Source organism: Marivita sp. GX14005, assembly GCF_023370775.1.
Lineage (GTDB): Bacteria > Pseudomonadota > Alphaproteobacteria > Rhodobacterales > Rhodobacteraceae > Marivita.
This window is the reverse complement of the sequence record NZ_JAMCCQ010000001.1, coordinates 640,385-665,173: the sequence shown is the minus strand read 5'-3', so window position 1 is coordinate 665,173 and position 24,789 is coordinate 640,385. Positions and strand designations below refer to the sequence as shown.

Below are 24,789 nucleotides of genomic sequence, written 5' to 3'. Positions count from 1 at the left end.
AAACAATGGGGCCGGAGCGGACCTAAAATGACACAAAGCGCGCAGCGCGCGAGCAAGGTGCTTGATTAAATCGATGTTCTGCACACATCATCGGATATGAACAGCCTGACGCCCTTTCCCAAACCGTTCCAAGCGCCTGAACAGGTGGCCTTTCACCGGACCGAGCTGGGCGTCATCCTTTCGCTTTACGGGCGGATGGTGGCGGCCGGGGAATGGCGCGATTACGGCATTTCCACCCTGCGGGATGTGGCGGTCTTCTCGGTGTTCAAGCGCACCGCGGAAAACCCGCTTTACCGTATCGAAAAACGCCCGAAGCTGCGCAACCGGCAGGGGCAATATGCGGTGATCGGCATGGATGGGCAGGTGCTCAAGCGCGGGCATGACCTAAAGACCGTGCTGCGCGTGCTGGAGCGCAAGCTGATCCGCGTGGTCGAATGATGCCTCTCCACATCCGCGCGCGAACCCGGTAATCGGCCCTCATGCAGACGCTGCCCGAGATATATGCCGCGCGCGTGGCCGATGGCTCCCTGACGCGCGATCCCGCGCAGGAAGCGGTGCTGTCCGAATTCGAGCGGATCCGTGCCGTGCTGGCCGAGCCGCCGAAGAAAAGGCTTTTTCGCAAACCGCCCGAGCCGCCCAAGGGGCTTTATCTCTGGGGCGGGGTGGGACGCGGCAAATCCATGCTGATGGATCTGTTCGTCTCCACGCTCGACGTGCCGGTGCGGCGGGTGCATTTTCATGCCTTCATGCAGGAGGTTCAGGCCGCCATCCACGCCGCCCGGCAAGAGGGCGTGGAGGATGCGATCAAGCCGGTCGCCGAACGGGTGGCGAACTCGGTCCGGCTTCTGGCCTTCGACGAAATGCAGATCACCGATATCGCCGACGCGATGATCGTCGGGCGATTGTTCGAGCGGCTCTTCGCTGCCGGGGTGGTGGTTGTCACGACGTCGAACCGGATGCCGGACGATCTTTACAAGGATGGCTTGAACCGCAAGATCTTCCTGCCCTTCATCGACATGCTGAAAGACCGCATGGTGGTGCGCGAGCTTGCTGCCGATACCGATTATCGACAGGACCGGCTGGCGGGCGCGCAGGTTTACTTCACGCCTGACAATGCCGCCGCGAAGGCCGAGATCGATCGCATCTGGCAAGACCTGACAGGCGGCGAGGAAGACAGCCATACATTGACGGTGCAGGGCCGGACGCTGGAATTGCCGCGCTACAACAATGGCGTGGCGCGGGCGCGGTTCTATGACCTGTGCGGCAAGATGCTTGGCCCGGCCGATTATCTGGCGCTTGCCGATGCGGTGCGGGTGCTGATCATCGAGGATATTCCACGCCTCAGCCGGCAGAATTTCAACGAGGCGCGGCGTTTCGTGACGCTGATCGACGCGCTCTACGAGGCGCGGGTGCGGGTGATCGCGTCGGCGGCGGCCGAGCCGGAGATGCTGTTCGTCGAAGGAACGGGCGCGTTCGAATTCGAGCGGACGGCCAGCCGCTTGCGCGAGATGCAGTCCGAAGATTGGGCGGACGGCATGAAAAAAGAGGCCCCGAAGGGCCTCTGAGACTGCTCGAAGTTATTTGCCTGTCGTCAGGTCCTTGCTATGCCGTGCGTGTGGCGCGAGGGAGCGCCGGAGGTCTGGTCTTGGGTGGAGTCGGGATGAGTTCCATCATGTCGCGGCGGCTGGAATTGCCGTTCCCCGCGATGCTGAAAGCGCCGGTTTGTCATCCTGTCCCCCGTTTCGCGCCTGCGTCTTGGGGCAAATCGCGAAAACTTGATCTGTTGTCGCATAGCGATTCGCGTCCGTCAATATTTAGCTTGCCTTTGAGGAAACTTTTCTACGCTTTGCGGGTTGGCATAGATGTTGTGGCTCGCTCTGGGCCATGCCCCAGCGTCATTCCGAAGCGCGCGTGGACATGCTGCGCTGGACCGCGCTGTAAAGCAGGCTGCCGGGCTGGCCGGGGGCCGGCGCATCGCCGGTGGTGGCGGTCTTGACTGCAGCGATGGCGTCGAAGGTCAGATCTCGAATGGAGGCCGGACCGACCGTTCGGACAGGCGATTCCGCCGCCGAAAGATCGGGCACTGGGGGCGCGATGGTCTCCATTCGCGCGGCATCCCGCGTGACCACAGGCTCCGCCATGTTTGGCGCGCCACGTTTCGAAGCGCCGGGTTGGAACACAATCAGAACGACAGTCAGCGCGACGAAGGCGACCGCCATCAGGGCCATTCGGATCAGCCCGCGCGTTGCCGGAACGTCCGTCATCGCGGCACTGCGAGATCGAGACCGAGCGCCGCCCATCCCGACGCGCCTCCGCGATAGTAGCGGAGATTTTCCGCCGGATAGCCCGCTTCGACAAGGCGTGCGACCGCATCGACAGGCGCAGGATCATCCGGACCCGCGCCATAGAGCGCAAGGGTGAACGCGTTGGTGAAATCGGCCCCGTCGATGCCGAGGGCGGAGAAAAGATCGCTGCGGTAGGGGTTGCTCGGGGCCAGCGTCGCGAGCGGCACGTTGACCGCGCCGGGCAGGGCGCCGGCGGAAAAGGCGGCCGGGTTCCGCAAATCGAGCAGCAATCCCGTGCCGCCTCCGATCTCGATCTGGAGAAAGGCAATCAGTTCCAGCTCGGCAAGGCTTTGCACCCCGTTCGCGGCCACAAGAGGCTGAACGCAGGAGGGCGGGCAGGAGAGGCCGCTTCGGGTGATCGCGAGTTCCGTGCCGTGCTGTTCGAAGGTGAAGCTGCCCGACGTTTCGGTGATCGCCGTCGATTGCGCCACGAGCGGCGTTGCAAGGACAGCCGCCGTCATACCGACTGCGCGAGATACTGGCACCATATGTTCACCCCGACCGCCCATCTGCGCGGGCATGTTGTCTTACGACATATAGTCGGGGCACGCGCGATGCGTCAATATGAAGGGCTCAGCCTATGATGCGCAGTACGTGACCGGCCAGATAGAGTGATCCGCAGATCAGGATGCGCGCCGATGGCACCTCGCATCCGATGCGCTCGATCGCGGCTTCGACGCTCTCTGCGGTATGCGCCGCCATTCCCACACCGCGCGCCGCGGCGGCGGTTTCTTCCGCGCCGAGGGTGTTCTGTTCTCCGGGGATGGATATCGCGGTGAGGCTCTCCGCCACATCGGCCAGCGGCGTGAGATAGCCGCGCACATCCTTGGTGTTCAACATGCCGCAGACCAGATGCGTCGGGCGTTGCGGCAACCTGTGCAGATGCGCTGCGAGAGCGCATCCGGCAGCGGGGTTGTGCCCGCCATCGAGCCAGAGATCGGCCCCCGGCGCCAGCGCATTCAACGACGTGCCGCGCAAATGCTGCAGCCGTCCGGGCCAGTCGGCGTTGCGCACCGCACCGTCAAAGGCGGGTTCGGGCATTTCTAGGTGACGCAACGCGGCGAGGGCCATGCCTGCATTCTGGATCTGATGCGGGCCGGGCAGGTTCGGAAGATCGAGGTCGAGCAGCCCGGTCTCGTCCTCATAGACCAGCCTGCCCCGTTCCTCGAACACATGCCAATGCTGCCCATGCACCAGCAGCGGCGCGCTGAGCCGGGCGGCGCGCGCTTCGATCACGTCCAGCGCCTCGGCGGTTTGCGGGCCGACGATGCAAGGCACGCCGCGCTTGAGGATGCCGGCTTTTTCCCCCGCGATGGCGCTCAGCGTGTTGCCGAGGTAGCTCTCGTGATCCATCGAAACGGGCGTGACAATCGTAAGCGCGGGGCGGTCGATCACATTGGTCGCGTCGAGCCGGCCGCCAAGCCCGGTTTCGAGCAAGGTGTAATCGGCGGGCGTGCGCGCGAAGGCGAGAAAGGCGGCGCAGGTGGTGATTTCGAAATACGTGATCTCGGCGCCGTCATTGGCGCGGTAGCACTCGTCCAGAACGCGCGTCAGAGCATCTTCGGAAATCAGATCGCCGGCCAGCCGGATACGCTCGTGAAACCGCGCCAGATGCGGGGAGGTGTAGGCATGAACGCGCCGGCCCGCCGCTTCGAGCCCGGCGCGGATCATCGCCTGCGTAGACCCCTTGCCATTGGTTCCGGCGATATGGATCACCGGCGGCAAGCGCCTTTCAGGATGATCCAGTGCAGCCAGCAGCGCCTCGACACGGTCCAGCGTCAGATCGATCACCTTGGGATGGAGCGACATCATCCGTTCCAGGATGACGTCCGAGCCGGGGCCGCGCATCAGGCCTTCTGATCGGGGGCCTGCTCCGGCTCGGGTGAGGCGGGCGGCGTTTGCGCGGCGGGCGCGGGCAATTCCCCGGCAACGGCGGGCGGCATGTGCATCATCATGCGCAGGATCGTCACCAGTTCCTCGCGCAGCGCACGCCGGTCGGTGACGCGATCCAGCATACCGTGCTCGAGCAGGTATTCGGCGCGCTGGAACCCTTCGGGGAGCTTTTCACGGATCGTCTGTTCGATCACGCGCGGGCCGGCGAAACAGATCAGCGCGCCGGGTTCGGCGATCTGGATGTCGCCGAGCATCGCGTAAGACGCCGTCACGCCGCCGGTCGTGGGGTGGGTCAGAACGACGATATAGGGCAGGCCCGCTTCCTTGAGCATCTGCACCGCGACCGTGGTGCGCGGCATCTGCATCAGGCTCAGGATCCCCTCCTGCATCCGCGCGCCGCCAGCGGCGGAAAACAGCACCAGCGGGCGCCCCATCTCCACCGCCTTTTCGGCGGCGGCGATGATGGCATTGCCGACATACATGCCCATGGAGCCGCCCATGAAGCTGAAATCCTGCGCCGCCGCGACAACGGGCGTGCGTCCTATCTCTCCGGTCGCGACGAGCATCGCCTCTTTCTCGCCCGTCGCCTTCTGCGCCGCCTTCATCCGCTCGGGATAGCGTTTCTGATCGCGGAAATGGAGCGGGTCGGCCACCGGTTCGGGCACCTTGACCTCGGAGAAGATGCCCCCGTCGAACAGGGATTTGAACCTGTCGCGCGGGGTGATCATCATGTGATTGCCGCAATTGGTGCAGACATTCAGGTTATCGGCCATCTCGCGGTGAAACAGCATCGTGCCGCATTCGTCGCATTTGACCCAGAGGTTCTCCGGGATCTCGCGGCGCGAGAAAATGGAGTTGATCCTGGGGCGGACGTAATTGGTGATCCAGTTCATCTGATGGCGGTCCCGTCACCTTGCTGCGTTCGCTGTGATCTATGCCGGACGGCGGGTAATTGCAATCAGCCCTGCGGCGTCAGGTTCGACCGTGCCGGGCCGCGTTTGACGCCCAGTTGCCGCTCTCGCCAGATGATGAGCCCGCCCGCGCCGATGATGATCACCGATCCGATGATGGTGTGGAGCGTCGGTATTTCGTCGAAGATCGCGTAGCCGATGATGAGCGCGAAGAGGATCGAGGCGTAATCGAACGGTGCGAGGAACGCGGCTTCGGCATGGCGGTAGGAGGAGGTAAGCAGGATCTGCGCCACGCCCCCGAAAAGCCCTGCGCCGATCAGCTGCGCGGCGGTCAGCGCGTCGGGCCAGACCCATCCGAAGGGCGAGGTGACGAGTGACAGGCAGGAGGCCGTCAGCGCGAAATAGAACACGACCGACGAAGTGGTTTCGTGCTGCACGAGCTTGCGGATATGCACATGCGCCAACGCGCGCAAGGTGGCCGAAAGCAGGACAAGAGCCACGCCCCAGCGTGCCGCCGTTCCCAGGGCTTCATTTCCGAGTTGCGGCAGCATGACGATTACCACCCCGCCAAGCCCCAGCATGACAGCCGACATGCGCACCAGCCGGATCCGCTCGCCCAGCAGAAGCGCGGCGAAGATCACCGTGAGGATCGGCGCGGCATATCCGAGCACGGTGACCTCCGGCAGCGGCAGAAGGCCGAGCGCCGCGAAGCCGCAACTCATCGCGGCCACGCCGAACAGGCCGCGCCAGAAATGGCCCATCGGGTTGCGCGTGCGCAGACCCGTCGCCAGTTCGCGCCGAAACAGCAACCAGCCCAGGATCACCGGGATGGCAAAGAAGGAGCGGAAGAACACCGCTTCGCCCGCGGGCACAACATCGGCGCTGGCCTTGATAAGCGACGCCATGATGACAAAGAGAAAGACCGCGCTGAGTTTCAGCGCCATGCCGCGCAGGGGTGACATAGGGGCTCCGAAGGTCGGGTTCGCGCAGACTGTGCCTGCGGCCCGCTCGAAGGTCAATCAGGCGGTTTCGCGGCAATGCCTTCGGAAAGAGCGTTTCAGCAGGTCGAGTTCCGCGCGCAGAAGCGTAAGCTCGGCCCGGATATCCTCTCCGGCGGCATCGCCCGCGATGATCGTGAAATCGCCGAGCCTCTGGCCGAGCGCTGTTTCCGACAGCACGACCGTATGCACACCGTCGCCGATCATGTCCGCCGGGACCGGCACGCTGACGCGCCATGTCGCGGGATCGCCCAGCGGTTCGACAGTCACGCCGGCAAGCGCGCGGTCATGCACGCGCGCTTCGATCTCCGGCAACGGGGCGTCGTCCGTTGATGCGGACAGCACGCCTTCCCAGACGCCTTCGCAAAAGCGGGACTTGGAAAGGGAATAGGCACTCATCGCGATGTCCTCAAAGCTCCGCACGCGGGCGGCGGCTGAAATACAGATCGCGCAGAACGACCTGGCTCATTTCCGGGTTCTCGAAGATCAGATCGATCCAGACCTTCTCGACACGCTTTTCGTTCAGCTTGGTATAGGCCAGATCGAATTCGATCACGAGATTGCGGTCGCTCGGGGGAAGTTCGCGCACGATCTGTTCGGTGTTGGGCCCGTGCTGCACGTTGAGCCTGCCGAAGATCTCAAGCGGGCGTTCGAGATCGACAATCGCATCGAGCCGGATCAGATGCTTGCGCTTCAGCCCATGCGCGGCCTCGGGCGGCAGATCGATCACCAGCGACAGGTAGGAGCCATCGAAGCTGAACACGTCGAGTCGAAGGCCATAGGCGGCCAGATCCTCGGCGCTGGTGTTGCGAAGCTGGCGCAGGGTGAGTTCGGATTGCTGGCAATCGTGAAACAGCGTCACCTCGCGTCCCAGCATGGACTTGCTCGGGACCGACGCGATACCGTGTTCCGGCAGGGGGCCGCACCACGCTTCGGGGCGCCACGACCAATCCGCATCGAACGGCACTGGGGTGGCCTGATTGCCGATCACGGGAAGGGCAAGCCGGCTTTCGGCGACATGCAGCAGCTCGTCCAGATGGTATTTCATCCGCCGCGCGGCCGTGCGGTTGCGGCGCAGGCTGCGCAGATCGTCGGTGCGCGCGGTCTGCGCCCAGCGGCGAAACCGCCTGAGCGCGGATTGCTGCATCACACGGTCGAAAAGACCGGGTTTCATGTCTGACATGAGCTGCTCGCTCCAGCGATACCCTTTGCTCCGGCGCTGCGGCGCGCCGGTTTGCGCGAAGTATTACAGATCGCCCTCTTCGGATAAACGATCAAATTGCGCGGCCAGATCGCCGGTCGATGGCTGCGACTGTTGTGCAATAGGTGTCGCCTTGCCCGAATTAGCGCGGATGCGCGCGGCAACGCTGTCGAGGAAGGCCGCGCCCTGGTTGCCGATCAGCGGGCTGTTCCTGGGCGCATAGAGCGCGAGGCCGATCAGCCTGCCGTTGAGAACGAAGGTGCCGCGCCAATGACGCGGGTCGCTGTTCAGAAACGCGCTTTCCCCGCCGCTCGCCATATGGCCGGCGGTGACAGCCTTCAGCTTGCGTGTGCGCAGCAGTTCCGCGCCCATGGCGCGCGCCAGTTCCTCGGGCGAAGGCGCATCACGCGTGGCGCGGGCCACGGTGACGGTCACGAGCGCCGGTTCGACCAGCGGCCCGCTTTGACCGCCCGACAGAATCGCGCAGCTTGCGATCGCTGCAAAGCCGCCCGCCGCCGTGCTGCGAAGGGAGGTCGCGTCGACACAGTAGCCCTCCGGCCCGGACAGGACGATCGCGCCCCCTGCGAGGCTGGCAGCCGCCAGCGCATTCTTGTCGCCCCCATCCTCGAGCAAGGACAGCGCGCCGGTTTCACCCGGCATGTCGCAAGCCGAAAGCGCCGCGAGAAAAAGCGCGGCGCTCAAGGGTTTCGTGATGGCGTTCAGAGGTCGCAATACTGATGCTTCTCGCCCTTGGCGCCCGGATGGGTCACCGCGCCCTTGTAGGTCGGCCCGACCAGTTCGGCGAACTTCCAGATCGCACCCGAAGTGTAGAGCGTCTCTCGCGGGCCTGCCCAATCGGCCTTGCGCTTGGCCAGTTCGTCATCGGACAGATCGACGCTGAGCGTGCCGTTCACCGCGTCGATGGTGATCCGGTCGCCGTTTTGCAGCAGGGCGATGGGACCGCCATACGCCGCTTCGGGGCCGACATGGCCGACACAGAAACCGCGCGTGGCGCCGGAAAAGCGCCCGTCGGTGATCAGCGCGACTTTCTTGCCCATGCCCTGCCCCGAGAGCGCGGCGGTGGTCGCCAGCATCTCGCGCATCCCCGGCCCGCCAGCGGGGCCTTCGTTGCGGATGACGATGACCTCGCCTTCCTCGTAGGCGCGCTGCTTGACGGCTTCGAACGCGTCTTCCTCGCATTCGAACACGCGTGCGGGGCCGGTGAAAATCTGATCTTCGGCGGAAATGCCCGCAACCTTCACGATGGCGCCCTCGGGGGCGAGATTGCCCTTCAAGCCGACCACGCCGCCTGTCTTGGTGATCGGCGTGTCGATGGAATAGATCACCTTGCCGTCGGCCTCGCGCTCGATCCGGTCAAGCTCTTCGCCGATGGTGCGCGTCGAGGCGGTCATGCAATCCTCGTGGATGAGCCCCGCCTTGCGCAACTCCTTCATCACCACCGGGATGCCGCCCGCATCGTAGAGATCCTTTGCGACATAAGTGCCTCCCGGTTTGAGATCGACGAAATAGGGCGTGTCCTTGAAGATCTCGCAGACGTCTTCGAGATAGAACTCGATCCCCGCCTCGTTGGCGATGGCGGGCAAATGCAGGCCGGCATTGGTCGACCCGCCAGTGCAGGCCACGACGCGCGCGGCGTTTTCCAGCGCCTTGCGGGTGACGACATCGCGCGCCTTGATGTTCTGTTCGATCAGATCCATCACCGCGCGCCCCGACGCTTCGCCATAGGCGTCGCGCGATTCATAGGGCGCGGGCATCCCCGACGAATTGAATAGCGCCAGACCGATGGCTTCGGAGACGCAAGCCATCGTGTTGGCGGTGAACTGCCCTCCGCAGGCCCCTGCCGAGGGGCAGGCGACGCGTTCGAGCATGTCCAGAGCCTTGTCCGACATCTCGTTGTTCTGGTGCCGGCCGACGGCTTCGAACATATCCTGCACGGTGAGATCGCGGGTGCGGAAATCCTCGGGGATCTCATCGACCTGCGGCGCCTTGCCCGGCAGGATCGAGCCGCCATATATGAAGACCGACGGCACGTTGAGGCGCACCATCGCCATCATCATCCCCGGCAGCGACTTGTCGCACCCGGCCAGCCCGACAACAGCGTCATAGCAATGGCCGCGCATCGTCAACTCGACCGTGTCGGCAATGGCCTCGCGGCTGGCGAGGGAGGACCGCATGCCCTCGTGACCCATGGCAATGCCGTCGGTGACGGTGATCGTGGTGAACTCGCGCGGCGTGCCGAAGCCTTGCTTCACCCCCATCTTGACCGCCTGCGCCTGACGGTTCAGCGCGATGTTGCAGGGCGCGGCCTCGTTCCAGCAGGTTGCAACGCCGACGAGAGGCTGGTGGATTTCCTCTTCGGTCATGCCCATCGCGTAGTAATAGGACCGGTGCGGCGCGCGCTCTGGCCCTTCGGTCACGTGGCGGCTGGGCAGTTTCGACTTGTCGAATGGACGCTTGAGCATGGCGGTTCTCCCCGGAACTGGTTTGTCACCGCAATAACGAAGCAGGTGCGCCTTAACAAGAATGAACGCGGGGCCCCTCAGCCATCCATGAGCGCCGCGCCGGCATAGGCCGGCGCGAGCAGCGCCCGCCGGAAGCGGCCCAGAGGAAATCGCCGCGGCGGTGCGGTCAGGAATTGAGGGAAGGGCCCCTGTGCGGGCCGCCCCAGAAGCTGGTCCGCAATCCGGGTGCCGCAATAGCTCGCCATTGCGACGCCATTGCCGTGATATCCCAGTGCGGCATAGACGCCCGGCATGTCCGGGACCGGCCCGGCAAAGGGCGTCAGGCGGCGCATCAGGCAAAGAAGGCCCGACCATTCATGCGTGATGCCGATGCCCTGCCATTCGGGAAAGAGGCGATGAAAGCTGCTGCGTATCTTTCGAGCAAGCGCCTTTTCCGATGCCGGCGTCGCCGCCAGCCCGCCACGCATGCCGAAAAGGAAGCGCCCGTCCGGCATCAGCCGGAAATAATGCAGAAGGGCACGGGTATCGTAACACATCTGAACGCTGGTCCAGCCCTGTCTTTCCTGCTCTTCGCGCGTGATCGGCCGGGTCACGATGATCGAGGATTGCACGGGCAGATACCGTGCGCGCAGCCAAGGCGGCACGTCCTCGGAGCTATAGCCGTTTGTCGCCAGAAGGATCCGCCCGGCGGTGACAGTTCCCTGCGCGGTCGTGACCCGCCATGTCTGTCCGACGCGGGTGATTGCGGTGGCGGCGGTTCCGGCGAAACAACGGACACCGGCGCGCAGCGCCGCATCGAGAAGGCCGGCATGGTATTTGCCGGGATTGAGCGCGAAGCCGATCGGCACCGTGACCCCGCCGTGAAACTTTCCCGCGAGGCCCAGTTGCGGCAGGGCCTCCGCGCCGAACACATGCGGGGTGACGCCGTGATGGGCGCTTGCAAGGGCGGCGGCTTCGTTCACGGCTTTCATCGCGCGCGGGGAATGGGCGAGGAAGGTCTCGCCCTCGGAATGGCGGTCGACATCCATGTCATGCGCGCCCAGCATGGCGGCGACGTGATCCACCGCCGCGCGTTGGGCCTGCTGCCATCGGGCGGCCTGATCGCGGCCGAATGCGCGCGTGATCGCGGCGTGGCTCGCCTTGGCGCCGCCGAGGCAGCAGAACCCGCCATTGCGCCCGGATGCGCCCCAACCGGGATGTGCCGCGTCGAGAACGACCGAACCTGTCCCTGCCTCTGCCAGGCCGAGCGCGGCATTCAGCCCGGTGAACCCGCCACCGATAATGGCGACATCGGTTTGAAGGTCGGTATCCAGTTGCGTCAGATCGCGCGGCGGCGCGCTGTCGCGCCACCAGCATTTTTCGGGCGTTCGGTAGGCGGCGGGCTCATAGATGCGCTTCATGCCGGGCGTTCGGCCATCCGTTCGTCGCGGGCCTGCCTGATGGCGGCCTGTTTGGTGACGAGCGAGGCAATGATGACCCCGACCGTCACCACGGCGATCATCAGTGTCGAAAGCGCGTTGATCTCGGGGCTGACGCCAAGGCGCACGGCCGAGAAGATCTTGATCGGCAAGGTCGTGGCCGAGGGTCCCGTGGTGAAACTGGCGATCACCAGATCGTCGAGCGACAGGGTGAAGGCGAGAAGCCAGCCGGAGATGACCGCCGGGGCGATGATTGGCAGCGTGACGAGGCGGAACGCCTCGAAAGGGGAACAGCCGAGATCGAGCGCCGCTTCCTCTAGCGAACGGTCGAACGTGACGAGACGCGAGGACACGACGACCGACACATAGCACATCGAAAAGGTGGTATGCGCGAGCACGATCGTCAGGACGCCGCGTTCGAGCCCGATGCCGATGAAAAGTAGCAGCAGCGACAGGCCGGTAATCACCTCGGGCATCACGAGGGGTGCATAGATCATGCCGGAAAAGAGCGTGCGCCCGGCGAAGCGCCCCGCGCGGACAAGAACGAGCGCCGCCATTGTGCCCAGCACCGTGGCAATGGTCGAACTCATCACCGCGACTTTCAACGTGACCCAGGCGGCGTCGAGGAACTCCTCGTTCTGGAGCAGTTCGCCATACCAGCGGGTCGAGAAGCCCGCCCAGACGGTGACCAGTTTGGAGGAATTGAAGCTGTAGACGATCAGGATGATCATCGGCACGTAGAGAAAAGCGAAGCCGAGCGTAAGCGCGGTCGCGTTGAACCAGGTGAAGCGCTTCATGACATGCCTTTCCTGGGGGCGCTGCCCCCGGCCTGCGGCCTCCCCCGGGATATTTGAGGCAAGAAGAAAGGAAGAGGCATCATCCTTCGGCCTCGCGTTGTTTCTGCTCGTTGCGCTGGAAGAGGATGATCGGGATGATGAGGATGAGCAGCAGGATGATCGCGACCGCCGAGGCGACCGGCCAGTCGCGGTTTGAGAAGAATTCCTCCCAGAGCACCTTGCCGATCATCAGCGTGCCCGATCCGCCGAGCAGCGAGGGGATCACGAATTCGCCGATCACCGGGATGAAGACGAGAAAGCAACCGGCGATGATGCCGTTCTTCGACAGCGGCACGGTGACGAGCCAGAAGGCGGAGAGGCGCGAGCAGCCGAGATCTTCGGCAGCTTCGAGAAGGCTGTCATCCATGCGTTCGAGCGCTGAGTAGATCGGCAGAATCATGAAGGGCAGGTAGGTGTAGACCACGCCGATATAGACGGCGGTATTGGTGTTGAGGATCGTCAGCGGCGTGTCGATGGCGCCGAGCCAGAGCAGGAACTGGTTGAGCAGCCCCTCGTTCGACAAGATCCCCATCCAGGCATAGACACGGATCAGGAAGCTCGTCCAGAAGGGCAGGATCACCAGCATCAGCAGTGTCGGGCGCCACTCGGGCGCGGCGCGGGCCATCGCATAGGCGATGGGGTAGCCGACCAGCAGGGTCAGGGCCGTCGAGATCAGGGCGATGCGCAATGAGCTGAGATAGGCTTTCCAATAGAGATCGTCAGTCGTCAGGAAAGCGAAATTCTCGAAATCGAGCTCTGCGAAAAACGATTTGACGCCGTCCCAGCCAGCCGAAAGATCGAGTTGCGGCATGTAGGGCGGGCGGGCGAGCGCCACATCCGAGAGCGAGATTTTGAAAACGATCACGAAGGGGATGAGGAACAGCGCGACCAGCCACAGGTAGGGAACGGCGATCAGGAAAGCGCGGCGCATGTCAGCGGTCCAGCAGGACACCGGCGGTGTCTGTCCAGCTTATCCAGACCGTGTCCTCCCAGGTGATCTGGCGACGCGAGATGCGGCGGGTATTGGCGGTTTGAGCCTTGACGATCAGGCCTGTCGGCAACTCCACGTGATAGGTCGATATATTGCCGAGATAGGCGATATCGAGGACCTTGCCGCGCAGTTTGTTGGGGGTGTCTTCGGGCTCTTCGGTGTCGATGGCGACCTTTTCGGGGCGGATCGCGAAATGGATCTCCTGACCGGGTTCGAAGGTCTTGGTCGTGGTTCCGATGATCTCGGGCTGGCCTTCGGCAAAGCGGATCGCGACCTTGTCGCCCTGGGGTGCGGCGCGGCCGGTAATGATGTTCACATCACCGATGAAATCCGCGACATAGACGGAATTGGGCGCCTCGTAGATCTGATCGGGCGTGGCGACCTGGATGATCTGGCCTTCATCCATCACCGCGACGCGGGAGGCGACCGTCATCGCCTCTTCCTGATCGTGGGTGACGATGACGAAGGTCGTGCCGGTCTTTTCCTGAATGTCCATCAGCTCGAACTGGGTGTCCTGTCGCAGCTTCTTGTCGAGCGCGCCGAGCGGTTCATCGAGCAGCAGCAATTTCGGCGCCTTGGCAAGGCTGCGGGCCAGAGCGACGCGCTGGCGCTGGCCGCCGGAGATCTGGTGCGGCTTGCGCTTGGCGAACTTGCTGAGACGCGTCAGGCGCAGCATTTCCTCGACGCGAGCGGCGATCTTGTCCTTGTCGCGGCCTTCGCGTTTGAGCCCGAAGGCGATGTTGTCCCATACCGACAGATGCGGAAAAAGCGCGTAGGACTGGAACATCATGTTCACCGCGCGCTTGTTGGGTGGGACGCGCGACATATCCTGGCCCGCAATCAGGATCTGCCCTTCGGTCGGCCGTTCGAACCCGGCCAGCATCCGCATCATCGTCGTCTTGCCGCAGCCCGAAGGGCCGAGTAGGGCGAAGAACTCACGTGCGTAGATATCCTGTGTGAGATTGTCGATCGCGGTGAAATCACCGAACCTTTTGGTCACGCCCCGAAACTGGATCAGCGGTTTTTCGTCGGGATCGTTCCAGGGGGCAAAGACGGTTTGTGCCAAGGCGAATACCTGTCCATCGGGAAGGGCGCCCGGCGGGTTGCCCGCCGGACGGAAAGTTGCGCAGATCAGGTGCCGGACTTGATCTTCGTCCAGAGGCGCGTGACCATGCGCTGCACCTTCGGATCGAAGGGCGTGGTCGTGAAGAGGTTGTTCATCGCCTCTTCGGATGGATAGATCGCAGGATCGTTGATGACGTCATCGACAAGATATTCCTGCGACGCCTTGTTGCCGTTCGCGTAGTAGACGTAATTCGACGCGGCGGCCATGTTTTCGGGTTCCATGATGAAATTCAGGAACGCATGCGCGGCGTCCGGGTTTGGCGCATCGACGGGAATGGCCATCTGGTCGAACCACATCTGCGCGCCTTCCTTGGGAGCGTTATAGGCGATCTCGACGCCATTGCCCGCTTCGGCGGCGCGGTCGCGGGCCTGAAGGATATCGCCGGACCAGCCGACCGCGACGCAGATGTCCCCATTGGCCAGCGCGTTGATATATTCGGAGTTGTGGAACTTCTGAACATAGGGCCGGATCGCCATGTAGACCGGCTCGACTTTCTCGATCACATCGGGATCGTGGCTGTTTGGGTCCTCTCCGATATATTTCAGCGCCGCCGGGATCGTTTCGGCCGGCGCGTCGAGGATGTGAACGCCGCACTCGGCCAGTTTCGAGAGATTTTCGGGGTCGAAGATCAAATCCCAGCTGTCGATGGGCGCGTCCTCTCCGAGGATTTCGCGGACCTTGTTTACATTGACGCCGATCCCGGTGGTGCCCCACATGTAGTTGATGGAGTAATCGTTGTTCGGGTCGTATTGCTCCGTTCGATCCGCGATCAGATCCCACATGTTGTCGATATTGGGCAGCTTCTCCTTGTCGAGCTTCTGGAACGCGCCGGCCTGGATCTGGCGTTGCAGGAAGGTGCCGGTCGGCACAACGACATCATAGCCCGAGCCGCCAGCGAGCATCTTGGTTTCGAGAAGCTCGTTGCTGTCGAAGACGTCGTAGATCAGATCGATCCCGGTTTCCTCTTCGAACTTGGCCAACAGATCCTCGTCGATATAGTCCGACCAGTTGTAAACGCGCACTTCGTCCGCATTGGCGAAGGATGCCGCGAGCGCAAGGCCGGCTGTCATCGTCAGCAGATTGGTTTTCAAGGTTTCTCTCCCGTTGATCCCGAAGCGCTTTCGGCTCCGTGGATTTGAATTTGATCAAATCTTGCCCGATCTGGCAATAGCTGTCATGTTTCCACGCCGGGAATGATCGTGCAAGTTCGCCCGTGAGACTGTGCTAAAGTTTGATGGACGGCGATTGAAAAAGGGGGCGTGCGTTGGGTTTTGCATCGGCTGGTGAGGGGGCACACGATGGCGGGGCGGGGCGGCTTCCGGCGCATGAGATGGTGTATCGGCAGCTGCGCGATCAGGTGCTTTTCGGTGAGTTGGAGCCTGGCCAGCCAATAACGATCAAGGGTCTGACCGAGGCGCTGGGCGTCGGGATGACGCCCGTGCGCGAGGCGCTGCGCAGGCTGACCGCTGCCGGCGCGCTTGAATTCATGGGCAATCGCCGGATCGTCGTTCCGGTGCTCGACAGTGCAGCGGTGGGCGAACTGACCGTCGCGCGCAAAGCGCTTGAGCCGGAACTGGCGCGCCGTGCCGCGCTGCGGGTTCAGCCCTCGGATATCGCGCGTCTGACCGAAACGGATCTGCGGCTCGATCATGCGATCGGGCGGGGCGATGTCGGGCGGTATCTGATCGAGAATCACCGGTTTCATTGCGAATTGAACGCGATCGCGAGATCCCCGATCCTGACCGAAACGGTGGATCGTCTTTGGTTGCGGTTCGGGCCGTCGCTGCGCGTTGTTTGCGGGCGGATCGGAACGCGGAACCTGCCGGACAGGCACAAGGATATCCTCGATGCGCTGCGAGCAGGGAACCCATCGGCTGCAGCCACGGCGATGGCGGCGGATGTGGAGCAGGGCATGGCGCAGATTGGTGATGCCCTGCGTTGATTCGATTGACTTCGAATAATTTGATCATATTCTTCGGCCAACGCTCAAAAGGACGATATTCATGGCCATTATCTCTGTTCAATCGCCGACCGCCGAGCTGCAGGCGCTCGATGCCGCGCATCACATGCATCCCTTCACGCACGGAAGCGAACTGGCGCAAAAGGGCGCGCGGGTGATCACGCGGGCCGATGGCGTCTGGCTCAACGACAGTGACGGAAACCGCATCCTCGACGCGATGGCGGGGCTCTGGTGCGTGAATATCGGCTACGGCCGGCGCGAACTGGCACAAGCGGCGGCGCGCCAGATGGAAGAACTGCCCTATTACAACACCTTCTTCCAGACGACCCATGTGCCGGCCATTGCCTTGTCCAAGAAGTTGTCGGACTTGGCGCCCGAGGGGTTCAACCAGGTGTTTTTCGCCGGATCGGGGTCCGAGGCGAATGATACCAATCTGCGGCTGGTGCGCACCTATTGGGCGGCGAAGGGTCAGCCCGAACGCAATATCGTGATTTCCCGCTGGAATGCCTATCACGGCTCGTCCGTAGGGTCGGGCAGTCTCGGCGGCATGAAGGGGATGCACATGCAGGGTGGCCTGCCGATCCCGGACATCCACCATATCGATCAGCCGAACTGGTGGGCCGAAGGCGATGACATGACACCCGAGGAATTCGGGCTGGAACGCGCGCGCCAGCTTGAAGCGAAGATCGAGGAACTTGGCCCAGACCGCGTGGCCGCCTTCATCGCCGAGCCGATCCAGGGCGCGGGCGGCGTGATCGTTCCGCCGGACAGCTACTGGCCCGAAGTGCAACGCATCGTCGACAAATACGGCATCCTGCTCATTGCTGACGAGGTGATCTGCGGCTTTGGGCGCACCGGCAACTGGTTCGGCAGCCAGACGGTGAACATCCGCCCGCATGTCATGACCATCGCCAAGGGGCTTTCCTCGGGCTATCAGCCGATTGGCGGCTCACTGGTTTGCGATGAGGTGGCCGAGGTCGTTGCAGGCGTCGAATTCAACCACGGTTACACCTATTCCGGCCATCCGGTCGCCTGCGCCGTGGCGCTGGAAAACCTGCGCATCCTCGACGAGGAAGGCATCGTCACCCGCGTGCGGGAGGAGACCGGGCCTTACCTGAAAGAGAAGTTCGAGAGCCTGACGGATCATCCGCTGGTGGGTGAGGCAAAGATCGTCGGCATGATGGGCTCCATCGCGTTGACGCCCGACAAGGACAGCCGCGCCGCCTTCGCCTCCGATCCGGGAACGGTCGGTTTCATTTGTCGGGAACGCTGTTTTTCCAACAACCTGATCATGCGCCATGTCGGCGACCGGATGATCATTTCCCCGCCGCTGGTGATCGACCGCGAGGAGATCGACATCCTGATCGACCGCGCCTGGCAATCACTCGACGAAACGCATGTGCGGTTGAAGGACGAGGGACTGATGAAGGCGAAAGCGGCCGCTTAGGCGCGGCTTGCGTTCCGCCCGACATGCTCCAGCCTCTGCCGGGCGATTGCCTCATGCGCTTCGGCCTTGCGGTCGTCGGCAAGGCGGTGCTCCACATAGGTCAGGTGATCGACAACGGCTTGCCGCGCGGCGGTGGCATCGCGGGCCTGTAGCGCGTCGTTGATGGCGCGATGCTGGTCCAGCAGGGTCGCGCGGGTGGTGTTCTGGCGGAACATGATCTGCCGGTTGTAGAACACGCCTTCGCGCAGAAGCTGATACATCGAGCGCATCATGTGCAGCATGATGACGTTGTGACTCGCCTCGATGATGGACAGGTGAAACTCCGCATCGAGCGCGGCCTCCTCGTCCGCGTCACCCTTGCGATGGGCTGCTTCCATCCGGGCGAAGGCCGCACCGATCACCTTGAGATCCGTGGCCGAGGCCAGACGTGCGGCGCGTTCGGCCGCCAGCCCTTCCATGTCGCGGCGGAAGGAAAGGTAATCGAACACCGCCTCATCGTGATTGGCGAAAAGCTCGATCAATGCATCGGAAAAGGCCGATCCGAGGACGTCGGCCACATAAATTCCGGCGCCGGCACGGCTGGTGAGCAAGCCGCGTTGGGAAAGATCGGCAATCGCCTCGCGCAGAGAGGGACGGGACACTTGCAATCGGCCCGCCAATTCCCGTTCTGAGGGCAGACGTTCACCGGGCCGCAAGATGCCGCGCAGTATCAACTGTTCGATTTGCCTTGTGACGGCGATCGAGAGCTTTTCGGTGGTGACGGGTTGGAACGGCATGATCCGGGGCTTTGCGTGAATTGGTCAAACGATATGACCAAAACGGTGCGCCAGCAAGCTACCAGCGCCCAAGCGCGTCCTCGTCCTCATCGCGGGCGGCAACCCAACCCGTTTCGCCCGAGCGGGTATGTTCCTTTTTCCAGAAGGGCGCGCGGGATTTGAGGTAATCCATCAGAAATTCCGCAGCCTCGAACGCATCCTTGCGATGCGGTGCGGCGGCGGCCACCATCATGATCTTTTCGCCGGGGGCCATCCGCCCGTATCGATGAATGACAAGCACATCGCCCAGCGACCAGCGCGCCTTGGCTTCGGCCGCGATGCGGTCCAGCGCCTTTTGGGTCATGCCGGGGTAATGCTCGATCTCCATCGCATCCAGCCCGCCATTGCCCTGATCGCGCACAACGCCGGTAAAGGTGACGATCGCCCCCATATCGTGCCGACCACTCGCAAATGCCTCCGCCTCCGCGCCGAAATCGAACGGGTCTTGCTGCACGACGATCCGCATGTCAGCCGCCCGTCATCGGCGGAAAGAACGCCACTTCGCGCACGCCTTCGAGCGATGCGTCGAAATCGGTCAGTTCCTGATCGACCGCCACGCGAACCGCCGAGAGGTCGGAGAATGCCATTGCATAGCGGTCCTCCCGCGCGCGCAGTTCATCGACCAGATCGGCAACGGTGGCCGCATCGGTCTGCACGGTTTCCTTCGGCAACCCGATCCGTTCGCGCAGCCATGCGAAATAAAGCACGTCCATATCGTCAATCCCTCAAGAACGGCAGGGCTTTGCGAAAGTAATCCCAGCCGGTGACAAGCGTCAGCAGTGCCGCGATCCAGAGCAGCACGAGACCCAGATTGCCGGCCCAGACCATGCCGGCGTTTTTCCACCAAATGCCATATACATCCTGCGTCTGGCCTTCCATCACGCGAGCGAAGGTTTCCGGCCCCATGTCGAGAACAGCCATGCCAAGATAGTGTTCGAACACGCCTTGCGCAAAGAGCACCGCGATGGCGATCATCTGCAGCGTGGTTTTCCACTTGGCCAGTTTCGTCACCTTGAGCGTGCCTGCGGTATCGCCCAGAAACTCGCGCAGGCCCGAAACGAACACCTCGCGGAAGAGGATGAAGGTCGCCGGCAGCACCAGCCAGGGCGACATCGAGGAATAGCCCACGATCACCATCAGCGCGATCACCACCATCGCCTTGTCCGCAATCGGATCGAGCATCGCGCCCAGCTTGCTTTCCTGCTTCCATGCGCGCGCCAGATAGCCGTCGAACCAATCGGTGACGGCGGCCATGACAAAGAGGATGAGCGCGAACCAGTCGGCGGCGGGGCGCGAGAAATAGAGGAACATGAGCGCCAGCGCAGGCGCGGCCAGAAGGCGCAGAACCGTCAGGATATTCGGCAGGGTCATGTTCATGGCCCCTGTCTATCGCGCCGCTGCCGGAGTGAAAAGACGGCGCGTCAGGTGTTTTGTCGCGCGCCCCGCACGCCCGCGCCTGCACGGCGCGACAGCGTATCGAGAAATCGCACGCGCGCCGGGGGAAGGGGTTTGCCGATCTGGCCCGCCGCCAGCTTGTGTTCGAGGAAATATCCCGTCGTTCCCAGCGCTTCCACCACATCCGCATCGTCGCAGGCGCCGTCGCCTGTCAGCGCCTCCGGCAGGGGCAAGAGCCGGTCGACCCATTCCCCCGCGCCTTCGCGGGAAACCGCGCGGCCGCTCGCCGGAGAGATATAGGCGAGGTTCTCTTTGCTTCCCGTAACCGCGCAGCGCGTCAGATCGAGCGCATAACCCATTTCATCCAGCAGCGCGAGTTCCCAGCGCAGATAGGCCAGCGGCCAGAGGTCTGGCCGATCCAGCAGATCAAGGAGCGACTGGCTGCGCGCGTAAAGCGCCGGGTGGGGTTCGCGTTCGGGCAAGGTGAAGCCGAGCAGCGCAAGCGCCGCGTTCAGACCGGCCAGCGCCACGCGATCCTGCATCGCAACCGCAGCGCGGGAGCGTTGCAACTCGACCGTGTAGCTGCCGATATGATCCTCCAGCCGCGCGCGCCAGCGCAGATCGAGCTGAGCGCCCGGTTGCAGGATCGGCGCGATCCGGCGCGACGCACCGCCGCGCACGATGCCCGCGTGACGACCGTGCTCGGGGGTGAACGCGTCGATGATGACCGCGTGTTCGCCGTGGCGGCGGCTGCTCAGCAGGATACCCGTGTCGCGCCAGTCCATCGGCAGAGCCTAGCCGCTCAGCCCGTCTTTATCCAGCAGATGCCGCCCCGCGCGATCCTCGACCTCGATCACCCAGAGATCGCTGTCGAAACCCCGTTGCTTCGCGATGCTGGCATCGACTTCGGCCTCGCCGCCCTGGGCCAGCACGTCCCATTTCCGCTCTCCGGTCATCAGATCGAACTGGCGCACCAAGGCGGTGGCGCGCCCGTCCAGCGTGTTCAGCTTGACCAGAACCGCGCCGGCGGTGTCGTCGCCATGCGCGGTGACGAAGGCGGGAATATCGTAAAGCGACAGGCGGCGCAGATAGGCTTGCACCCAGAATTCGGCGGTCAGGCGGGTCATATGCACAGACCGCGCGACTTACCCACCATCCTTGAAATCCAGCCCCATCTCGGAATACCGCTCTGCCTCATCGAGCCATTTTTCGCGCACTTTCACTTGCACGAAAAGATGGATGCGCCGGCCGAGGAACTCCTCCAGCTCTTCGCGGGCAGCCTTGCTGACCGCCTTGATCGTCTCGCCCTTGTTGCCAAGCACGATCCCCTTGTGCCCGTCGCGCGCGACATAGACGATCTGATCGATCCGCGCCGATCCGTCCTTGCGCTCCTCCCAGCTCTCGGTCTCGACCGTCAGCTGATAGGGCAATTCCTGATGGAGCCGCAGCGTCAGCTTCTCGCGCGTCATCTCGGCAGCAATCATGCGCAGCGGCAGGTCGGCGATCTGGTCTTCGGGATAGAGCCAAGGGCCTTCGGGTAGCGTTTCGGCCAGCCACTTGCGCAGATCCTTGACGCCATGACCCTTCTCCGCAGAGATCAAAAAGGTCTCGGTAAAGGCGAAACGCTCGTTCATCTCCCTGGTCAGGGCAAGCAGTTTCGGCGCCTCGACCCGGTCGATCTTGTTGATCGCAAGGGCCACGGGCCGCTTACCCGCGACCTCGCCCAGATTGTCCAGAATCGCTTCGACCCCTTCGGTGATCCCGCGATGCGCTTCGATCAGCAGCACGACGATGTCGGCATCCGACGCGCCGCTCCAAGCCGCAGCGACCATGGCGCGGTCGAGCCGGCGGCGCGGTTTGAACAGCCCCGGCGTGTCCACCAGCACGATCTGCGCGTCGCCCTCGATGGCAACGCCGCGAATCCGCGTGCGGGTGGTTTGCACCTTATGCGTGACGATAGACACTTTCGCGCCGACCATCTGGTTGGTCAGCGTGGATTTGCCCGCATTGGGCTCTCCGATCAGGGCGACGAAACCGGCGCGTGTGGTCATGGCGTGATCCGTAAGTTGAAAGGCCGCGTCATACGTCAGATCGCGGCAAGGCGCCAGATCCCTGTTTGCGCCCGCTGCGCAGCAAGGTGTAGGTGCCGCTGCCCACGATCAATGCTGCGCCGATCAGGGTAAGCGCGTCGGGGCGTTCGCCGAACACGAGATAGGCGATGATGAGCGCGATCAGCAGGCGGAAATACCGAAAAGGCGACACGACCGCCACCTCACCCGTGCGCATCGCGGCGGTCAACGCACTGTAACCGATCACCCCGGCAAGGCCGGTGCCCATCAGCAAGAAGAGCGCCGGCAGGTTCGGCGCAGCAGCCGGCGCGGTCTGGAAGAGGGTAATGATGACGCCCGCGATGAACACCATGAGGAAGCCGAGAATGCCAAGCTGCGTGGCCGTTACCTCGGGCGGGCTGGCGCGCGTCATCAGATCGCGCCCGGCAAAGCCGATCATGCCCAAAAGCGCGAAGATGGAGGTCGCGTCGAACCCGGTTGGTGTGGGCCGCACGATCATCAGCACGCCGACAAATCCCACCATCATCGCCGACCAGCGCCGCAAGCCGACCGCTTCGCCCAGCACAAGCGCGGCGCCGAGCGTGACGACGAGCGGAGCGGCCTGCAGGATGGCCGATGTGGTGGAAAGCGGCGCGAAGGCCAGCGCGAGGGCAAAGAATAGCCTGCCGGTGATTTCGAAACTTGAGCGGATCAAGAGCGGGCCCTGCAGATAGGCCGCGCTCCAGAGCCGTTCGCGCATCCAGAGCGCGCGCAGGATGAACACCGCCGTGCCGAACGTTCCGAAGAGCATCGTTCCAACCCCAGCCGAAACGCCCATCTCCCCGGTTGCGGTCTTGAAGATAGCATCCTCAATGGCGAAGCAGAACATGGCGAAGCACATGAACAGGCTTCCGCGCAGGTTGTCGCTCACCTTGCGCCTTGCTCGAGCTGCGCCAGAAGCGCTTTGGCCGCCGATTGTTCGGCCTGACGTTTCGATCCGGCCCTCGACTGCGCCGAGGCACCGTTGTCGAGTTGAACCGAGATGGTGAAATTGGGCGCGTGGTCCGGGCCGTCGCGGGCCACTTCGACATAGGAGGGCGGCGACATCCCGCGCGCCTGCGCCCATTCCTGCAGCGCGGTCTTGGCATCGCGCGCGTCGTCCTCGACCGCGCCGATGCGTTTGCCCCAAAGCCGCAGCACCATATCCTTGGCGGCGTCGAATCCGCCGTCGAGGTAAACCGCGGCGATCACCGCTTCCAGAGCATCGCCCAGAAGCGCCTGCTTGCGCCGCCCGCCCGACAGCATTTCCGACCGCCCGAGTTTCAGCGCCGCGCCAAGGTCGATCTCGCGCGCGACTTCGGCGCAGGTTTCCTTGCGAACCAGCGCGTTGAAACGCGGCGCAAGCTGGCCTTCGCTGGCCGCCTTGTCATGCGCCAGAAGCGCCTCGGCCATCACCAGACCCAGAACGCGGTCGCCCAGAAATTCCAGCCGCTGGTTGTCATCCCGGTTCGGCCCCGCGCGCGAGGAATGGGTGACGGCGCGGACCAAAAGGTCGGGGCGGTCGAACCGATGCCCCAAGCGCTTGGACAGCGCCTGAAGTTCCGCCGACAGCTTCATCACTCGATCTTCTCGAAGAAGCGATCGCCCCGCCATGTCCAGAAGAAGAGCATCGACGATCCAGCGGAAGAAAAGATCACGCGGTTTGCCTTGCCGACGAAATTCTCGAACGGCACGAAGCCAACGCCACCGGCAACGCTCGGCACACGGCTGTCCGAGGAATTGTCGCGGTTGTCGCCCATCATGAAATAATGCCCCTCGGGCACCGTATAGACGGGCGTGTTATCCGATCCCTGATTGCCGATGTTCAGGATCGAATGGCTCACGCCGTTGGGCAGGGTTTCGGTGAAGCGCTGCTTGATGCAGGTGCCACCGGTGCCGACCGCGCCATTGGCGCAGCGCGGGCGCAGCCCTTGCGGGCCTTGGGGCGCGGCGGTTTCTGTGAAATCCGGCGCGGGCTCGAGCTTTACCGGTTCGCCGTTGATATGGAGCACACCCCGAACCATCTGCACGCGATCACCCGGCAGGCCGATCACGCGCTTGATGAAATCGCGGCCGGTGACGGGGTGACGGAATACCGCGACATCGCCACGCTCAGGCTCCGATCCAAACAGACGGCTGTTGTCGCCATCGGCCCAGCCGCAGATATCCTTCGCGTCGATATCGATGCCGAGGCTCGGCAAGTAGAGCGAGGGGCAGGAAGCATAGGAATAGCCATAGGACATCTTGTTGACGAAGAGGAAATCTCCGATCAGCAGCGTATCCTTCATCGAGCCCGATGGAATCCAGAACGGCTGAAAGAACAGGGTGCGGAACACGCCCGCGATCAGCAGGGCATAAACGATGGTCTTGATCGTCTCGACGATCCCGCCGCTTTTCTTGGGTTCTGAGGCCATCTGCTCTGCCTTGTTCTGGAATGGTGCGCGCTTCATGAGCGGGGGCGGCGACTAAGTCAAGCAAGCGGCCGGATCGGGCGGGCTTCGATCAGGACGGTGGCCTGCGCCCAAGGGTGATCGTCGGTGAGCGTGACATGGATGATCGCCTCATGCCCCGGCGGGGTCATCGCGTCGAGCCGTTCCCTGGCCCAACCTGTGACCTCCATCACCGGCTGACCGGTGGCGAGATTGCGCACCGACATATCCTTCCACGCGATGCCCATGCGCAGCCCGGTGCCGAGAGCCTTGGAACACGCCTCCTTCGCGGCCCAGCGTTTGGCATAGGTGCCGGCCACATCGCGCCTTCGCTCGGATTTGCGTTGCTCGATCTCGGTGAATACGCGGTTGCGAAAGCGGTCGCCGAACCGTTCAAGCGTGCCGGCGATGCGGTCGATATTGGCCAGATCGGTGCCGATGCCGAGGATCATCC

29 protein-coding genes are annotated in these 24,789 nt (G+C 63.5%); 4 read left to right on the top strand and 25 right to left on the bottom strand.

Going from position 1 to position 24,789, the window contains the following annotated elements; translation table 11 throughout:
- The first annotated feature begins 96 nt into the window (after nt 1-96).
- The gene (locus M3465_RS03465) at nt 97-438 is read left to right on the top strand and encodes a DUF2794 domain-containing protein (RefSeq protein WP_249500301.1); all 342 of its coding nucleotides are present in this window, start codon (nt 97-99) and stop codon (nt 436-438) included.
- Nucleotides 439-479: 41 nt separating this feature from the next.
- Nucleotides 480-1,565, top strand: coding sequence for a cell division protein ZapE (gene zapE / locus M3465_RS03460; protein ID WP_249500300.1), 1,086 nt, complete (start codon nt 480-482; stop codon nt 1,563-1,565).
- Nucleotides 1,566-1,895: 330 nt separating this feature from the next.
- Here zapE and M3465_RS03455 read toward each other — a convergent pair whose 3' ends face one another.
- The 14 genes from M3465_RS03455 to M3465_RS03390 all read right to left on the bottom strand — a co-directional run bounded on the left by M3465_RS03455 (nt 1,896) and on the right by M3465_RS03390 (nt 15,272).
- The gene (locus M3465_RS03455) at nt 1,896-2,264 is read right to left on the bottom strand and encodes a hypothetical protein (RefSeq protein ID WP_249500299.1); all 369 of its coding nucleotides are present in this window, start codon (nt 2,262-2,264) and stop codon (nt 1,896-1,898) included.
- On the bottom strand, nt 2,261-2,806 hold the full coding sequence (locus M3465_RS03450) for a rhodanese-like domain-containing protein (RefSeq protein ID WP_249500298.1): 546 nt from the start codon (nt 2,804-2,806) through the stop codon (nt 2,261-2,263). Before M3465_RS03450 ends, M3465_RS03455 begins: the two co-directional genes overlap by 4 nt.
- 112 nt (nt 2,807-2,918) lie before the next feature.
- Entirely contained in the window at nt 2,919-4,193 is a 1,275-nt protein-coding gene (locus M3465_RS03445; RefSeq protein WP_249500297.1) for a bifunctional folylpolyglutamate synthase/dihydrofolate synthase, read from the bottom strand.
- A complete protein-coding gene (accD, locus tag M3465_RS03440) occupies nt 4,193-5,131 on the bottom strand; it encodes an acetyl-CoA carboxylase, carboxyltransferase subunit beta (protein ID WP_249500296.1) in 939 nt (312 codons plus the stop codon). The genes M3465_RS03445 and accD overlap by 1 nt, the downstream gene beginning before the upstream one ends.
- 65 nt (nt 5,132-5,196) lie before the next feature.
- A complete protein-coding gene (locus tag M3465_RS03435) occupies nt 5,197-6,111 on the bottom strand; it encodes a DMT family transporter (protein ID WP_249500295.1) in 915 nt (304 codons plus the stop codon).
- Between the two features lie 57 nt (nt 6,112-6,168).
- Nucleotides 6,169-6,546 carry a hypothetical protein gene (locus tag M3465_RS03430; protein ID WP_249500294.1) on the bottom strand — a complete coding sequence of 126 codons (378 nt, stop codon included), beginning with the start codon at nt 6,544-6,546 and terminating at the stop codon, nt 6,169-6,171.
- A gap of 10 nt (nt 6,547-6,556) precedes the next feature.
- Nucleotides 6,557-7,330, bottom strand: a complete 774-nt coding sequence (locus tag M3465_RS03425; protein ID WP_249500293.1) for a DUF6478 family protein — start codon at nt 7,328-7,330, stop codon at nt 6,557-6,559.
- Between the two features lie 63 nt (nt 7,331-7,393).
- Nucleotides 7,394-8,050: a dihydroxy-acid dehydratase gene (locus tag M3465_RS03420; protein ID WP_249500292.1), complete on the bottom strand. Its 657-nt coding sequence runs from the start codon at nt 8,048-8,050 to the stop codon at nt 7,394-7,396.
- A 17-nt stretch (nt 8,051-8,067) separates the two neighbouring features.
- Entirely contained in the window at nt 8,068-9,831 is a 1,764-nt protein-coding gene (gene ilvD / locus M3465_RS03415; protein ID WP_249500291.1) for a dihydroxy-acid dehydratase, read from the bottom strand.
- Nucleotides 9,832-9,908: 77 nt separating this feature from the next.
- Entirely contained in the window at nt 9,909-11,231 is a 1,323-nt protein-coding gene (locus tag M3465_RS03410) for an NAD(P)/FAD-dependent oxidoreductase (protein ID WP_249500290.1), read from the bottom strand.
- Complete coding sequence (locus tag M3465_RS03405) at nt 11,228-12,046, bottom strand: ABC transporter permease (RefSeq protein ID WP_249500289.1); 819 nt, start codon at nt 12,044-12,046, stop codon at nt 11,228-11,230. The genes M3465_RS03410 and M3465_RS03405 overlap by 4 nt, the downstream gene beginning before the upstream one ends.
- A 79-nt stretch (nt 12,047-12,125) precedes the next feature.
- Nucleotides 12,126-13,016 (bottom strand): ABC transporter permease subunit, encoded by an 891-nt coding sequence (locus tag M3465_RS03400; protein ID WP_249500288.1) that lies wholly within the window; start codon nt 13,014-13,016, stop codon nt 12,126-12,128.
- 1 nt (nt 13,017) lies between these two features.
- On the bottom strand, nt 13,018-14,142 hold the full coding sequence (locus M3465_RS03395) for an ABC transporter ATP-binding protein (protein ID WP_249500287.1): 1,125 nt from the start codon (nt 14,140-14,142) through the stop codon (nt 13,018-13,020).
- Nucleotides 14,143-14,207: 65 nt separating this feature from the next.
- A complete protein-coding gene (locus M3465_RS03390) occupies nt 14,208-15,272 on the bottom strand; it encodes a polyamine ABC transporter substrate-binding protein (RefSeq protein WP_249500857.1) in 1,065 nt (354 codons plus the stop codon).
- 260 nt (nt 15,273-15,532) lie between these two features.
- Between M3465_RS03390 and M3465_RS03385 the strand changes: the two genes are divergently transcribed.
- The gene (locus M3465_RS03385) at nt 15,533-16,144 is read left to right on the top strand and encodes a GntR family transcriptional regulator (RefSeq protein ID WP_249500856.1); all 612 of its coding nucleotides are present in this window, start codon (nt 15,533-15,535) and stop codon (nt 16,142-16,144) included.
- 61 nt (nt 16,145-16,205) lie between these two features.
- Nucleotides 16,206-17,609 carry an aspartate aminotransferase family protein gene (locus M3465_RS03380; RefSeq protein ID WP_249500286.1) on the top strand — a complete coding sequence of 468 codons (1,404 nt, stop codon included), beginning with the start codon at nt 16,206-16,208 and terminating at the stop codon, nt 17,607-17,609.
- Here M3465_RS03380 and M3465_RS03375 read toward each other — a convergent pair.
- From M3465_RS03375 to acpS, 11 genes are read right to left on the bottom strand one after another with little or no spacing between them, the layout of a single operon-like run.
- Complete coding sequence (locus tag M3465_RS03375; RefSeq protein WP_249500285.1) at nt 17,606-18,385, bottom strand: FCD domain-containing protein; 780 nt, start codon at nt 18,383-18,385, stop codon at nt 17,606-17,608. The two genes, M3465_RS03380 and M3465_RS03375, sit on opposite strands and share 4 nt — an antisense overlap.
- Before the next feature lie 58 nt (nt 18,386-18,443).
- A complete protein-coding gene (locus tag M3465_RS03370; RefSeq protein WP_249500284.1) occupies nt 18,444-18,890 on the bottom strand; it encodes a molybdenum cofactor biosynthesis protein MoaE in 447 nt (148 codons plus the stop codon).
- A 1-nt stretch (nt 18,891) separates the two neighbouring features.
- The gene (gene moaD, locus M3465_RS03365) at nt 18,892-19,137 is read right to left on the bottom strand and encodes a molybdopterin converting factor subunit 1 (RefSeq protein ID WP_249500283.1); all 246 of its coding nucleotides are present in this window, start codon (nt 19,135-19,137) and stop codon (nt 18,892-18,894) included.
- 4 nt (nt 19,138-19,141) lie between these two features.
- On the bottom strand, nt 19,142-19,801 hold the full coding sequence (gene pgsA, locus M3465_RS03360) for a CDP-diacylglycerol--glycerol-3-phosphate 3-phosphatidyltransferase (RefSeq protein WP_249500282.1): 660 nt from the start codon (nt 19,799-19,801) through the stop codon (nt 19,142-19,144).
- Between the two features lie 44 nt (nt 19,802-19,845).
- Nucleotides 19,846-20,604 carry a DNA repair protein RecO gene (recO, locus tag M3465_RS03355; protein WP_249500281.1) on the bottom strand — a complete coding sequence of 253 codons (759 nt, stop codon included), beginning with the start codon at nt 20,602-20,604 and terminating at the stop codon, nt 19,846-19,848.
- A gap of 9 nt (nt 20,605-20,613) precedes the next feature.
- Nucleotides 20,614-20,946 carry a DUF1491 family protein gene (locus M3465_RS03350; protein ID WP_249500280.1) on the bottom strand — a complete coding sequence of 111 codons (333 nt, stop codon included), beginning with the start codon at nt 20,944-20,946 and terminating at the stop codon, nt 20,614-20,616.
- An 18-nt stretch (nt 20,947-20,964) separates the two neighbouring features.
- The gene (gene era, locus M3465_RS03345; protein WP_249500279.1) at nt 20,965-21,870 is read right to left on the bottom strand and encodes a GTPase Era; all 906 of its coding nucleotides are present in this window, start codon (nt 21,868-21,870) and stop codon (nt 20,965-20,967) included.
- A gap of 28 nt (nt 21,871-21,898) precedes the next feature.
- Nucleotides 21,899-22,798 (bottom strand): DMT family transporter, encoded by a 900-nt coding sequence (locus M3465_RS03340; protein WP_249500278.1) that lies wholly within the window; start codon nt 22,796-22,798, stop codon nt 21,899-21,901.
- Nucleotides 22,795-23,484 carry a ribonuclease III gene (gene rnc, locus M3465_RS03335; protein ID WP_249500277.1) on the bottom strand — a complete coding sequence of 230 codons (690 nt, stop codon included), beginning with the start codon at nt 23,482-23,484 and terminating at the stop codon, nt 22,795-22,797. Before rnc ends, M3465_RS03340 begins: the two co-directional genes overlap by 4 nt.
- Complete coding sequence (gene lepB / locus M3465_RS03330; protein ID WP_249500276.1) at nt 23,484-24,320, bottom strand: signal peptidase I; 837 nt, start codon at nt 24,318-24,320, stop codon at nt 23,484-23,486. The genes rnc and lepB overlap by 1 nt, the downstream gene beginning before the upstream one ends.
- Nucleotides 24,321-24,376: 56 nt before the next feature.
- Nucleotides 24,377-24,787, bottom strand: coding sequence for a holo-ACP synthase (gene acpS, locus M3465_RS03325; RefSeq protein ID WP_249500275.1), 411 nt, complete (start codon nt 24,785-24,787; stop codon nt 24,377-24,379).
- Between the last annotated feature and the right edge of the window lie 2 nt (nt 24,788-24,789).

Coding starts and splice junctions, on each gene's coding strand:
- M3465_RS03375 (WP_249500285.1), bottom strand. CDS start 18,385: ATGCCGTTCCAACCCGTCACCACCGAAAAGCTCTCGATCGCCGTCACA.
- lepB (WP_249500276.1), bottom strand. CDS start 24,320: ATGGCCTCAGAACCCAAGAAAAGCGGCGGGATCGTCGAGACGATCAAG.
- M3465_RS03380 (WP_249500286.1), top strand. CDS start 16,206: ATGGCCATTATCTCTGTTCAATCGCCGACCGCCGAGCTGCAGGCGCTC.
- M3465_RS03370 (WP_249500284.1), bottom strand. CDS start 18,890: ATGCGGATCGTCGTGCAGCAAGACCCGTTCGATTTCGGCGCGGAGGCG.
- era (WP_249500279.1), bottom strand. CDS start 21,870: ATGACCACACGCGCCGGTTTCGTCGCCCTGATCGGAGAGCCCAATGCG.
- rnc (WP_249500277.1), bottom strand. CDS start 23,484: ATGAAGCTGTCGGCGGAACTTCAGGCGCTGTCCAAGCGCTTGGGGCAT.
- M3465_RS03410 (WP_249500290.1), bottom strand. CDS start 11,231: ATGAAGCGCATCTATGAGCCCGCCGCCTACCGAACGCCCGAAAAATGC.
- M3465_RS03425 (WP_249500293.1), bottom strand. CDS start 7,330: ATGTCAGACATGAAACCCGGTCTTTTCGACCGTGTGATGCAGCAATCC.
- pgsA (WP_249500282.1), bottom strand. CDS start 19,801: ATGAACATGACCCTGCCGAATATCCTGACGGTTCTGCGCCTTCTGGCC.
- M3465_RS03430 (WP_249500294.1), bottom strand. CDS start 6,546: ATGAGTGCCTATTCCCTTTCCAAGTCCCGCTTTTGCGAAGGCGTCTGG.
- M3465_RS03385 (WP_249500856.1), top strand. CDS start 15,533: ATGGTGTATCGGCAGCTGCGCGATCAGGTGCTTTTCGGTGAGTTGGAG.
- recO (WP_249500281.1), bottom strand. CDS start 20,604: ATGGACTGGCGCGACACGGGTATCCTGCTGAGCAGCCGCCGCCACGGC.
- M3465_RS03455 (WP_249500299.1), bottom strand. CDS start 2,264: ATGACGGACGTTCCGGCAACGCGCGGGCTGATCCGAATGGCCCTGATG.
- M3465_RS03435 (WP_249500295.1), bottom strand. CDS start 6,111: ATGTCACCCCTGCGCGGCATGGCGCTGAAACTCAGCGCGGTCTTTCTC.
- accD (WP_249500296.1), bottom strand. CDS start 5,131: ATGAACTGGATCACCAATTACGTCCGCCCCAGGATCAACTCCATTTTC.
- M3465_RS03400 (WP_249500288.1), bottom strand. CDS start 13,016: ATGCGCCGCGCTTTCCTGATCGCCGTTCCCTACCTGTGGCTGGTCGCG.
- zapE (WP_249500300.1), top strand. CDS start 480: ATGCAGACGCTGCCCGAGATATATGCCGCGCGCGTGGCCGATGGCTCC.
- acpS (WP_249500275.1), bottom strand. CDS start 24,787: ATGATCCTCGGCATCGGCACCGATCTGGCCAATATCGACCGCATCGCC.
- M3465_RS03465 (WP_249500301.1), top strand. CDS start 97: ATGAACAGCCTGACGCCCTTTCCCAAACCGTTCCAAGCGCCTGAACAG.
- M3465_RS03390 (WP_249500857.1), bottom strand. CDS start 15,272: ATGACAGCCGGCCTTGCGCTCGCGGCATCCTTCGCCAATGCGGACGAA.
- moaD (WP_249500283.1), bottom strand. CDS start 19,137: ATGGACGTGCTTTATTTCGCATGGCTGCGCGAACGGATCGGGTTGCCG.
- M3465_RS03450 (WP_249500298.1), bottom strand. CDS start 2,806: ATGACGGCGGCTGTCCTTGCAACGCCGCTCGTGGCGCAATCGACGGCG.
- M3465_RS03445 (WP_249500297.1), bottom strand. CDS start 4,193: ATGCGCGGCCCCGGCTCGGACGTCATCCTGGAACGGATGATGTCGCTC.
- ilvD (WP_249500291.1), bottom strand. CDS start 9,831: ATGCTCAAGCGTCCATTCGACAAGTCGAAACTGCCCAGCCGCCACGTG.
- M3465_RS03405 (WP_249500289.1), bottom strand. CDS start 12,046: ATGAAGCGCTTCACCTGGTTCAACGCGACCGCGCTTACGCTCGGCTTC.
- M3465_RS03350 (WP_249500280.1), bottom strand. CDS start 20,946: ATGACCCGCCTGACCGCCGAATTCTGGGTGCAAGCCTATCTGCGCCGC.